This is a genomic window from Flavobacterium sp. B330r, from assembly GCF_056824325.1.
The window spans coordinates 4,858,774-4,871,644 of the sequence record NZ_CP124860.1; the positions used below are offsets into that span (position 1 = coordinate 4,858,774).

Sequence of the window (12,871 nt, forward strand, 5' to 3'; positions counted from 1 at the left end):
ATTTTTTTTAAATTAACAGCAAGAGCAATACAATCTCAGATTCCAAAACCATAGTCCGGCATCTTATTTCCCCAGCGTGCATTGCTGCTAACACATAGGGCTCTAGAAAGGAGGTGTTCCAGCCGCACCTTCCGGTACGGCTACCTTGTTACGACTTAGCCCTAGTTACCAGTTTTACCCTAGGCAGCTCCTTGCGGTCACCGACTTCAGGCACCCCCAGCTTCCATGGCTTGACGGGCGGTGTGTACAAGGCCCGGGAACGTATTCACCGGATCATGGCTGATATCCGATTACTAGCGATTCCAGCTTCACGGAGTCGAGTTGCAGACTCCGATCCGAACTGTGACCGGCTTTATAGATTCGCTCCTGGTCACCCAGTGGCTGCTCTCTGTACCGGCCATTGTAGCACGTGTGTAGCCCAAGGCGTAAGGGCCGTGATGATTTGACGTCATCCCCACCTTCCTCACAGTTTGCACTGGCAGTCTTGTTAGAGTTCCCGACTTGACTCGCTGGCAACTAACAACAGGGGTTGCGCTCGTTATAGGACTTAACCTGACACCTCACGGCACGAGCTGACGACAACCATGCAGCACCTTGTAAACTGTCTTGCGAAAGATCTGTTTCCAAATCGGTCAGTCTGCATTTAAGCCTTGGTAAGGTTCCTCGCGTATCATCGAATTAAACCACATGCTCCACCGCTTGTGCGGGCCCCCGTCAATTCCTTTGAGTTTCAAACTTGCGTTCGTACTCCCCAGGTGGGATACTTATCACTTTCGCTTAGCCACTGAGATTGCTCCCAACAGCTAGTATCCATCGTTTACGGCGTGGACTACCAGGGTATCTAATCCTGTTCGCTACCCACGCTTTCGTCCATCAGCGTCAATAAATTGGTAGTAACCTGCCTTCGCAATTGGTATTCCATGTAATCTCTAAGCATTTCACCGCTACACTACATATTCTAGTTACTTCCCAATAATTCAAGTCCTGCAGTATCAATGGCCGTTCCACCGTTGAGCGATGGGCTTTCACCACTGACTTACAAGACCGCCTACGGACCCTTTAAACCCAATGATTCCGGATAACGCTTGGATCCTCCGTATTACCGCGGCTGCTGGCACGGAGTTAGCCGATCCTTATTCTCACAGTACCGTCAAGCTCCGACACGTCGGAGTGTTTCTTCCTGTGCAAAAGCAGTTTACAATCCATAGGACCGTCATCCTGCACGCGGCATGGCTGGTTCAGGCTTGCGCCCATTGACCAATATTCCTCACTGCTGCCTCCCGTAGGAGTCTGGTCCGTGTCTCAGTACCAGTGTGGGGGATCTCCCTCTCAGGACCCCTACCCATCGTCGCCTTGGTAAGCCGTTACCTTACCAACTAGCTAATGGGACGCATGCTCATCTTTCACCGTTGTGACTTTAATAATCAAACCATGCGGCTTGATTATGCTATGAGGTATTAATCCAAATTTCTCTGGGCTATCCCTCTGTGAAAGGCAGATTGCATACGCGTTACGCACCCGTGCGCCGGTCTCAAAGCCCGAAGACTTCTACCCCTCGACTTGCATGTGTTAAGCCTGCCGCTAGCGTTCATCCTGAGCCAGGATCAAACTCTTCATCGTATATTTTAATATTATATAATCGATGCTATTCCTATCGGTTCTTTTCGAATATTCCGATTCTACTGCTCTTATTCTTTTGTTTTAACATCTCTGTTAAAACGGCTGTCAATTCAATATGTCTACGAACGTAATTTCTTTGTCTTTCGCTTATCTCTCAAAGCGGGTGCAAAACTAAAACTTCTTTTTGTTTCCTGCAAGAAAAATTTAAAGTTTTTTTTTGAGATTTTTTCAATCCCGTTTTCTCCAATTTTCCTCCCAATCTCTCAATGAACTTTCCGTGTTTTGCGGGGTGCAAATGTAGAAAGCATTTTCAAATCTCGCAAGCTTTTTCGAATCTTTTTTTTGAAAATTTCTTTTCGTCTGATTCTCATTTCCTGCCAGTATTTCGATGAACGCCTTCGCTGTTGCGGGTGCAAAAGTAGAACCTTTTTCCGCTTACGCAAGCTTTTTCAAAGAGTTTTTTTGATATTTTTTCCATGTTTTTCTTAACATTCTAATAACTCGCCGTTTACAGCATAAACTTTTTTGAAGTCTTGTAGGTTTTTTCTCTGCAGCCCCGCTGTTTTGGCATTTTACGCCCGTTTCAGCATTCGCTTTTTATGGGGTTTTCAGCCTTTAAGCCCGTTTTTTGAAGAAATTCCATGTTTTCAAAAGCCGACATCTTCCGTTTTTAATCCCGCAAAGGCGCTGAGGCGCCAAGCTTTTCCTTCCCTCTCTTCCAAAACCCGCTCTCTCCCCTTTAAGCCGCCTCTGGAAAATGGTGCCCTAGCCCCGATAGAAGCGGAAATCCTTTTGTGCCGGGGTTCGGCACAAAAGATTGGAGCGGATAGCGGGATTAAGCTCCTTATTATATATTGTATAAAAGGCTTCGACTTCGCTCAGCCAGACAATCTAAATTTTCTACTTATATATATATGTACAAAAACAAACCCGACAGATTTTAAAAAACTGTCGGGTTTATATACCTTATATATATGTATACTTATTTCTTGTTTAGATCTTTTGCTTTTTGCTGCCATTTTTCGGCTAGATCTTCATAATCTAAGGGATTGGCTGGCTTTTGATTTGCTAATCTGCCAGACTCAAATGCTCTTACCAAAATGGTTTCTATCAAATAGTCTTCATTTACATCGTAGGGTTTGTATTCTTCTTTTAAACTAATGTCAAACAAATTGGCAGTTGTATTCGAAACGAAGGCTTTGAATCCGCTTTTTAGTGTTTTTATGAGTTCATACGTTGTAATTCCTGTTTGGCGATGGACTAGCTTTACTAAAATCTGTCCTTGTTTTCTAGAAAGTTTTTTAAGCCTTTCTTCGAATTCATTATTTAGATAATCTTCTACAATTTTGAAATACTTCTTTTTTTCACGGTTGGTTTTCAAACGCGCCATTCCGTTATTCAATGCCGTTAATCGCTCTGCAGCCAATTTTGCATAAGGATAAACTTTATAAACTCTATTTTGAAGAATTTGAAATTGTTTCATTTCTTCTGGACTCATCTTCTGTCCTTTTGAAATAATTATTTCTGGCAGTTGAATGGTGTCGCCTAAAATAGAATCTTTCTCTGTTAATATATATCCCATTTGTTCGTTCTCTTTGGGAGTAACTTGGGCTTTAGAAGAAAAACAAACTAAGAGTATAAATAAAAAGGTGGTTAATCTCATTGAATCATAATTTAAGTGTAAAATTATATATTTATACACAACTCTAATACCAAATTTATATTTTAGCAGAAAAATATTTTTATGAGCACAAATTCTATCTTAAATGAGACTTCTATAGCATTCTTAGAAAGCTACCTAAATAACGCTTCTCCTACTGGTTACGAAAGTGAAGGCCAGAAACTTTGGATGGAGTATTTGAAACCTTATGTTGACACTTTTATAACGGATACTTATGGAACTGCTGTTGGAGTAATCAATCCTGACGCGCCCTATAAAGTGGTTATTGAGGGACATGCTGATGAAATTTCGTGGTATGTAAATTATATTACGGAAGATGGTTTAATATATGTTATTAGAAATGGTGGTTCTGATCATCAGATTGCTCCTTCTAAAAGAGTCAATATTCATACTAAAAATGGAATCGTTAAAGGTGTTTTTGGATGGCCTGCAATTCATACTCGTTTGCGCGACAAGGAAGAGATTCCTAAATTAAGTAATATTTTTATTGATTTAGGTTGCGAAAATAAAGAGCAAGTTGAAGCTTTAGGCGTTCATGTTGGATGTGTTATTACTTATCCGGATGAATTTATGATTTTGAACGAAAACAAATTTGTCTGCCGTGCGATCGACAATAGAATGGGCGGTTTTATGATTGCTGAAGTGGCTCGTTTATTAAAAGAAAACAATAAAACCCTTCCTTTTGGTTTATATATTGTAAATTCTGTTCAGGAGGAAATTGGTCTTCGCGGTGCCGAGATGATCGCACACAGAATAAAACCAAATGTTGCCATTGTTACCGATGTTTGCCATGACACCACTACTCCAATGATTGATAAAAAAGTGGAAGGCGACCTTAAAATGGGGAAAGGTCCTGTTATTGGGTACTCTCCTGCTATTCAGAATAAACTTCGCGATTTGATTGTAGAAACTGCCGAAGAAAACAAAATCCCTTTTCAGAGACATGCTACTTCTCGTGCAACAGGTACAGATACTGATGCTTTTGCTTACAGTAATGGAGGTGTTCCTTCTGCATTGATTTCGCTTCCTTTGCGATACATGCATACAACTGTAGAAATGGTTCATAGAGAGGATGTTGAAAATGTTATTCAATTGATTTATGAGTCATTACAGAAAATTGAGAACAATGAGACGTTCTCTTATTTCAATTAAAACAATACCTTATATTAAATTCGGCTGTTTCTCAAAATGGCCGAATTTATAAATTTCCTTCAAGAATGAAAATACTACTACTCGAAGACGATTTTACTTTGTCTAAAGAAATCTCAGCATTCTTTACCTCTAAGAAGTTCGAGTGTATTGCTTATTATGATGGTTCGTTGTTACTGAAAAAATATTTTCCGTACGAATACGATTTGATTATTCTTGACATCAATGTCCCTGGATTAAACGGAATAGAAGTTTGCAAAGGCATTCGTAAAATCGATAATAAAACGCCAATAATCATGCTGACTGCTTTTAGTGAAATCGAAGATAAACTATCTTCTTTTGATAGTGGCGCAGATGATTATTTAGTTAAACCATTTCATTTTGAAGAATTATACGCTAGAGTACAATCTCTTTTAAGACGAAAGGAAGTTCCGCAGCAGATAGAAAGCAAAATTGCAATCAAAGATTTAGAAATTTTTGAAGAAGATATGAAGGTCTTTAGATCTAATGAAGAAATTAAACTTACTCCGAAAGAATTTAAGTTGATTTTAATTTTGGCTCATGCCAAAGGAAAAGTGCTTTCGAAACAATTTATTGCTGAAAAACTTTGGGACTATCATATTGAAACCAATCAAAATACCATTGAAGTTTACATTAACTTTTTGAGAAAGAAAATAGACAAAGATCACGAAATAAAACTTATCCGTACCAAAGTTGGCTACGGCTATTATCTAAGCGATCAAGAATGACATTAAAAAATAGAATATCACTTTTAGTAAGTTTACTGTTTACCATCCTTTTCGGACTGGCATCTACAGTGATATTCATTTTGTATTCTAATTATAGAAAAGAAGAGTTCCGTGATCGATTAGAAATTAAAGCTTTATCGAACATCAAATTATTGGTGAATGTCAAACAGATCGATAACCAGCTTTTAAAAATAATAGATCAAAATTCTATCAATAAACTATATGACGAGAAAACCTTAGTTTTCGATTCTAATTATAAGCTAATCTATAGTAGTATTGACGATGCCAAAATTAATTGGTCGGTTGAAGACTTGAAATATTTAAAAAAGAATAAAACATTTTTTAAGCAACAAGGAGATTATGAAGTCTATGGCGTTTTTTATGATACAAACGACAAGGACTTTTATGCTTTGATATCAGCAACTGATGATTATGGAAAAAAGAAATTACTTTTTTTAAGGTACACATTAGTTGTTTCATATATTTTCTTTACTACGATCTGCTGGCTATTAACCTCTTTTATGGTTAGAAAAGCGATGAATCCGCTTCTTGCTTTTCATCAAAAAATAAAAAACATTAACGAAAATAATCTCGATACCAGAATTGCATCCAACAGCACCAAAAATGAAGTCGATCTGCTTGCCGATGAGTTTAATTTTATGATGGATCGAATTGAAGTTTCGTATCAAAAACAGAAGGAATTTACTGCTCATGCTTCACATGAATTAAGAACACCGCTTTCTAGAATGACTTCTCAGATTGAAAACGCTATTGCCGATCCAGATCTAAAACCGAAGAATAATTCTTTCCTTAAAAATATATTGGCTGATGTTAATCATTTGGGCGAACTAATTAATTCGTTGCTTATTCTTTCAAAAATTGACAATAGAAATACAGAAAACATCGAAATTCAGCGTCTAGATGAAATTTTATTTTCTTCAATAGAAAAAATCAACAAAACATTTCCCGATTTTGTTATTCTTTTTGAAATGGAAGAAAGTGATGATCTGGATACTGCTTTGGAAATAAAAGGAAACAAAAATCTTTTGGAAATTGCTTTAACTAATATCTTAAAAAATGCCTACATCTATTCAGACAATAAACAAGCAAAAGTAAAAATAAGCACTGACCATTATCATCTTATCATTTCTGTTTCGAATACCGGAGACACTTTACACGAAGAAGAACAAAAAAATCTTTTTGAGCCTTTTATGCGTGGGCAAAATTCAAAAAAAACTTCTGGCTTTGGACTTGGCTTAAGAATTGTTCATCGTATTCTCACGGTTCACAAAGCTAACATAATCTACTCAACTCCAAATATTAACACGAATTTATTTCAATTATTTTTCGAATTGTAAACTTTTTTAAGCTATTTTTAAGGTAGATTTTAAGCTCCCCTAAAGCCTGTTGATAGCATATTTGTATAACTCAAAATCAATACAATGAAAAAGTTATTCGCATTGCTGTTATTTGCAGTTTTGAATCAGACTGCAATAGCGCAAAAAACAGTCACTCTTCAGGACTGTGAAAGCCAATTTTTAAAAAAGAATTTATTCTTGCTGGCATCGCAATACAACATCGATGCATCAAAAGCTCTAGCCATTCAGGCGCGCATTTGGGAAAACCCCGTAATAACAGCCGAACTGAATGCATATAACCCAGAAAGAGATAAGTTTTTTGACATAGGCAAAGAGGGTCAAAAAGTATTTGGCATTGAGCAACTTATTTATCTTGGCGGTAAAAAGCGTAATGAAATCAAACTTGCACAAACCAATGCGCAATTGGCAGAACTTTCATTCAATGATTTACTGCGCACTTTAAAACTACAGCTGCGCAAAAGCTTTTACACCGTTTATTACAACACTAAAAACCTTGAAAATACTGACAAACAGTTAGCTCATATCGAAAATTTGATCAATTCTTATTCAGTTCAAGCTCAAAAAGGGAATATTCCTTTAAAGGATGTTGTTCGTTTACAATCGTTGTATCTCAACTTCAAAAATGAACGATTGGAAGTAATAAACAATAATATAGATGAACAAGCTAATCTGAAACTGCTGTTGAATGAAACTGAAAATGTAATTCCTTCTGTTAGCAAAGACGATTCGAATAAATATTTAAAAGTTATTGCTTTTGATCTTAAAAGCTTTGAAGAACAAGCTATTGCAAATCGACCTGATTATTTAGCAAAACAAAAAGAGATTGAAGCTAATGAATTGAATGTAAAATGGCAGAAATCACTTGCGATTCCAGATCTTACTTTAGGAGCCAATTATGATCAGCGAAGTGGAGCTTTCAACAACGAAGCCAATGTTAGTGTTGGGATTCCGTTGCCGTTATGGAATAAGAACAAAGGAAACATTAAGTATGCCCAAACTATTTTAGAACAATCTAAGGTTGAAAAACAGAATTTTGAACTGCAACTTCAAACTGAAATTACTTCGGCTTGGACAAAATGGGATGAATCGAGACAAAACTACAGTGTGATTAAGCCAACGGTAAACTCAGACTTTGAAGCCGTTTACAATGGAATGCTTACCAATTTTCAGAAACGAAATGTAAGCCTTTTAGAATTTACCGATTTTATGGAAAGCTACAATCAGGCCATAATTCAGTTAAACGAATTAAAGAAAAAAGTAGTAATAGCCGGCGAAGAATTAAATAGTACCATTAACAAAGATTTATTTTAAAACAGCAAAGAAATGAAACATACATTATTCATAGGAATCGCAATTGCAAGTCTATCCCTAACAGGCTGCAAAAAACAAGTAGAGAATCCTGAAACAAATATGTCTTTTGTTTTAAGTAATACTATGCTAAAAAGCACTACAACAGCCGAAGCTAAAACTCAGCCGTTAAAAAATGAACTTAGTTTTTACGGAAAAATTACTGCTGACAACAATAAAATGATTGATGTTTACCCGCTAGTTGGTGGAAATGTTATGAAGGTAAATGTTGAACTTGGGGATTATGTAAAAAAAGGACAAGTTCTGGCAACGATAAAAAGTACCGATGTAGCCGATTTTGAAAAACAAGCTATAGATGCTAAAAGTGATTTGCTTGTTGCTAAGAATAATTTAAAAGTTGCTCAAGAATTGTTTGATGGTAAATTAAATTCTGAAAGCGATGTTCTCCAAGCAAAATCTGAAGTAAATAAAGCGCAGTCGCAATTAAGCAAGATTCAAGAAACGTATAAAATTTACAATATCAAAGCGGGATCTATTTACGAAGTAACGGCACCTATAAGCGGTTTTATAATTCAAAAAAGCATTAATCAAGATATGCTTTTGCGTAACGACCGTTCTGAAAACATATTTGATATTGCAGAAATTAGTGAAGTTTGGGCAATGGCCAATATTAATGAAATTGACATCAATAAAGTAAAACTAGGAACTTCTGCTGCCGTAACTACTTTAAGCTACCCAGATAGAATATTTCAAGGAAAAGTAGACAAAATCTACAATGTAATTGATCCAGAAACTAAAGCAATGCAGGCTAGAATCAAATTAAGCAATCCAGATTATATGCTTAAGCCAGATATGAATGCTAATATTAAATTGTCTTTCAATGAAAATCAATCTATGATAGCCGTGCCGAGTAAAGCAATTGTTTTTGATAAAAGTAAAAACTTTGTTGTGGTATTCAAAGACCGTAATAATATAGAAACAAGACAAGTAGAAGTTTACAGAGTTGTTGGTGATACTACTTACATTTCAAGCGGATTAAAGGAGAATGAAAAAGTAATCACAAACAATCAGCTATTTATTTATGGTGCTTTAAACAACTAAGAACATGAACAAATTCATAAAAAACATTATTGCTTTCTCTTTAAAGAATAAAGCATTTACCTTCTTTTGGGTAGGATTATTGGCTGTTGCTGGATTTATTTCATTCAAAAATATGCCTATCGATGCTTTCCCAGATGTTACCAATACACAGATCATCATAATCACGCAATGGAATGGAAAAAGTGCTGAAGAGGTAGAGCGTTTTGTAACCTCTCCAATTGAAATTGCGATGAACTCTGTTCAAAAGAAAACAAGCGTTCGAAGCATTACGATGTTTGGCTTATCGGTTATAAAAATTATTTTTGACGATGGTGTTGACGATACCTTTGCTCGTTTTCAAGTAAACAATTTATTGAAGAATGTTTCACTTCCAGATGATGTAGAACCAGACGTACAGCCTCCTTATGGCCCAACAGGCGAGATTTTTAGGTATATTGTAAAAAGTGACAGCAGAGACAGTAGAGAATTATTGACGTATCAAAACTGGGTAATCGATAAACAGCTTCGTTCTCTTCCTGGTGTTGCCGATCTAAACGTTTTTGGTGGACAAACTAAAACATACGAAGTTGGAGTTGATCCAATTAAACTAGCCAAATATAATATTACGCCACTACAAGTTTATAATGCAGTAAATGCAGGAAACTTAAACGTGGGAGGTGATGTTATTGAGAAAAACGGACAAGCTTTTGTTGTTCGCGGTGTTGGTTTACTAAAATCAAAGGCAGATATTGGAAATATTATTGTTGATGATGCTGGCGGAAATCCAATTTTAGTTAAAAATCTAGCAGAAGTTTATGAAAGTTCAATGCCAAGAGTTGGTCAGACTGGTCTTGGAGATAATGACGATGCCGTTGAAGGAATTGTAGTAATGAGAAAAGGTGAAAACCCTCAAGAAACACTTGCCCTTATAAAAGCAAAAATCAAAGATCTAAATGATAATGTCTTGCCAAAAGATATTAAAATTGAAACTTTCTACGATCGTGATAATCTGATGAATTTTACGACCGAAACAGTAATGCACAACTTATTTGAAGGTATTATTCTGGTTACGGTTGTGGTATTCTTATTTATGGCTGACTGGAGAACTACTTTTACAGTTTCAATTGTAATTCCACTTTCTTTATTATTTGCTTTTTTATGTCTTAAAATGATGGGAATGAGCGCCAACTTATTAAGTTTAGGTGCTGTCGATTTCGGAATTATCATTGATGGAGCCGTTGTAATGGTCGAAGGATTATTTGTAGTTTTAGATCATCGAGCGCATCAATTGGGCATGGAGAAATTTAATAAAATTGCCAAAGGAAGCTTGATCAAAAGAACAGGAACTGAAATGGGTAAAGCCATTTTCTTTTCAAAGTTAATCATTATCACAGCTTTGCTTCCTATTTTCTCGTTCCAGAAAGTAGAAGGAAAAATGTTCTCTCCCCTAGCCTTTACATTAGGTTTTGCATTGTTGGGAGCGCTTATATTTACACTAACTCTAGTACCTGTTCTTTCGCATATTTTATTGAATAAAAATGTAAAAGAAAAACACAATCCGTTTGTTAATTTTTGGGATCGAATTGTTTCTAAAGGTTTTGCATGGACATTCAAGCATAAAGTACAAACTCTAATTGCCTCTACGGCGTTACTAGTTGGGGTTTTCTTTTCTGCAGGTTTCTTAGGAACAGAATTTTTACCTCAATTAAATGAGGGTGCATTATGGGTTACTGCCGAATTACCAATGAGTACTTCTCTTCCCGAAAGTGTTAAAACAGCGGCAATAATTAGAAAAGACTTAGAAAGTTTTCCAGAGGTAAAAAAGGTATTATCGCAAACTGGACGAAGCAATGACGGAACCGATCCAAATGGTTTTGGGTTTATTCAGCTACAAGTAGACTTAATTCCGCAAAAAGAATGGAAACGTAAAATCTCTATGGATGAATTGATTAATGAAATGGATGAAAAACTAAAAGTCCACCAAGGGATAACCTACAATTACTCGCAACCTGTAATTGATAACGTTGCAGAATCGGTAGCGGGATTTAAAGCATCAAATGCGGTTAAAATTTATGGCGATGATTTGAATAAATTGGATCAGCTCGCAAATGAAGTTTTGGCACAGATTAAAAATATTCCAGGTATTAAAGACGCAGGTATTTTAAGAAATGTTGGTCAGCCAGAAATAAGCGTTATTCTTGATCGAGAAAAAATGGCTGCTTATGGAGTAACTTTAAGTGATGCTCAAGCGGTTTTAGAATTAGCTTTTGGAGGAAAAACAGCAACTGAAAAATACGAGGATGAGAAAAAATTTGATGTTCGTGTTCGTTTTTCAAAAGAATATAGAAAAGACGAAAAAGATTTGGAAGAAATTAAAGTTCCAACGATTAACGGAATCAAAATTCCTTTAAAAGAAATTTGCGACATCAAAACCATTACAGGTCCGGCATTTATTTACAGAGATAATACCAAGCGCTTTATTGGCGTTAAATTTTCTGTTCGTGATCGAGATTTAGGAAGTACCATTGCCGAAGCACAATCAAAAGTAAATAAATTAAAACTTCCTGCAGGTTACACAACAGGCTGGACAGGAGAATTTGAAAATCAAGTTCGTGCTAGTGCTCGTTTAGCACAAGTGGTGCCGATAAGTTTAATTGGAATTTTTGTTCTTTTATTTATTCTATTTGGAAATTTTAAGGATTCTCTTCTTGTTCTTGCTAACGTTCCATTTGCCATTATTGGCGGAATCATTGCGCTTCATATTACAGGAATGAATTTCGGAATTTCTGCTGGGGTTGGATTTATTGCTCTTTTAGGAATTTGTATTCAAAATGGAGTTATTCTGATTTCTGAATTCCATCATAATCTGAAAGCAAAATTCTCGCTCGAAGAATCTATTTTTAGAGGAGTAAAAGCTAGAACAAGAGCTGTAGTTATGACTGCCTTAATGGCTTCTATTGGTCTTATGCCCGCTGCAATTTCTACAGGAATTGGTTCAGAATCTCAAAAACCACTGGCTATTGTAATTATCGGTGGCTTAATGACGGCTACAGTCTTAACTTTATTAGTATTCCCAATTTTATTCTGGGTATTCAATAGAAAAAAAGATGTGCCAATAGAATAGCAATCAAAATATTTAGTTTTAAATCAATTTGTTGGGATTTAAAAAAGAAGAAGCATCATTTTTATAATGATGCTTTTTTATTTTAGAGTTCATTCTAAAACTAAAAAAAGACCTTTTGCTCACAAAGGTCTTTTTTTCTACTAACTCAAAACTTTTTTATACTGTTATTTCAGATCTTTCAAAATCGCAATAGATTCTGAAGCATTTGATAATTCTGCATATTTCAATGCAGTAAAACCATTTTCATTTTTTGCACTAGCTTTTGCGCCATTTGCCAATAAAACTTTAATGATTTCAAATTTGTTATAACGTGCAGCTGTCATTAATGGAGTAAGATCTTCTGAGATTAAATTTACATCTGCTCCGTACTCAATAAATTTCTTAACTGTTTCAATATCACCTTTGCTAATAGCAACATTTAAAGGGTTTGCTGTATAACCTGTACGTTCAATTGGATTTTTAACAGTTGAAACTCCGTTTGAAGCCATTGCTACATTTCCAAATGTTACCAAGGCTAGTCCTAAATAAATAACTGATTTTTTCATAATGATTGATTGTTTATTAATTGATTATTGATGATTTTAATTTCTGATGTAAAAGTAATTCATTTTATCGTATTATGCATTACAAAGTACCATGTTTTAACCAATTCTTAACACTTACTTAATAAAACGATAATTAAAGAACCCAAACGTTACCAAATTATTGGTTTTACTATAATAGACTACATAAAAAAGAAAATGTTACAATAAATCTTATTTATTTTTAATCTTTTTTGTAC

The 12,871-nt window shown here is 35.6% G+C and carries 8 protein-coding genes and 1 rRNA gene; 6 read left to right on the top strand and 3 right to left on the bottom strand.

The genetic code is table 11. The features are described 5' to 3' along the window. Positions 1-106: 106 nt before the first annotated feature. Together QLQ95_RS21665 and QLQ95_RS21670 are read right to left on the bottom strand one after the other, a co-directional pair. Positions 107-1,620, bottom strand: a 16S ribosomal RNA gene (locus QLQ95_RS21665). Between the two features lie 982 nt (positions 1,621-2,602). Then, the gene (locus QLQ95_RS21670; RefSeq protein ID WP_095929998.1) at positions 2,603-3,283 is read right to left on the bottom strand and encodes a DUF4294 domain-containing protein; all 681 of its coding nucleotides are present in this window, start codon (positions 3,281-3,283) and stop codon (positions 2,603-2,605) included. An 81-nt stretch (positions 3,284-3,364) separates the two neighbouring features. On the opposite strand from QLQ95_RS21670, the gene QLQ95_RS21675 reads away from it, so the two are divergent. The 6 genes from QLQ95_RS21675 to QLQ95_RS21700 all read left to right on the top strand — a co-directional run bounded on the left by QLQ95_RS21675 (position 3,365) and on the right by QLQ95_RS21700 (position 12,090). Then, positions 3,365-4,453, top strand: a complete 1,089-nt coding sequence (locus tag QLQ95_RS21675; RefSeq protein WP_320495002.1) for a M42 family metallopeptidase — start codon at positions 3,365-3,367, stop codon at positions 4,451-4,453. Positions 4,454-4,518: 65 nt separating this feature from the next. Further along, positions 4,519-5,199, top strand: a complete 681-nt coding sequence (locus tag QLQ95_RS21680; protein ID WP_095930000.1) for a response regulator transcription factor — start codon at positions 4,519-4,521, stop codon at positions 5,197-5,199. Then, entirely contained in the window at positions 5,196-6,557 is a 1,362-nt protein-coding gene (locus QLQ95_RS21685; protein ID WP_482501626.1) for a HAMP domain-containing sensor histidine kinase, read from the top strand. Before QLQ95_RS21680 ends, QLQ95_RS21685 begins: the two co-directional genes overlap by 4 nt. Positions 6,558-6,641: 84 nt before the next feature. After that, a complete protein-coding gene (locus QLQ95_RS21690) occupies positions 6,642-7,889 on the top strand; it encodes a TolC family protein (protein ID WP_095930002.1) in 1,248 nt (415 codons plus the stop codon). A 12-nt stretch (positions 7,890-7,901) separates the two neighbouring features. Then, positions 7,902-8,987 (top strand): efflux RND transporter periplasmic adaptor subunit, encoded by a 1,086-nt coding sequence (locus QLQ95_RS21695; protein ID WP_482501628.1) that lies wholly within the window; start codon positions 7,902-7,904, stop codon positions 8,985-8,987. A gap of 4 nt (positions 8,988-8,991) precedes the next feature. Then, positions 8,992-12,090: an efflux RND transporter permease subunit gene (locus QLQ95_RS21700; RefSeq protein WP_482501630.1), complete on the top strand. Its 3,099-nt coding sequence runs from the start codon at positions 8,992-8,994 to the stop codon at positions 12,088-12,090. Between the two features lie 164 nt (positions 12,091-12,254). Here the strand turns inward: QLQ95_RS21700 and QLQ95_RS21705 are convergent, their stop codons facing one another. Beyond that, the gene (locus tag QLQ95_RS21705; RefSeq protein WP_095930005.1) at positions 12,255-12,635 is read right to left on the bottom strand and encodes an ankyrin repeat domain-containing protein; all 381 of its coding nucleotides are present in this window, start codon (positions 12,633-12,635) and stop codon (positions 12,255-12,257) included. Positions 12,636-12,871: the final 236 nt, after the last annotated feature.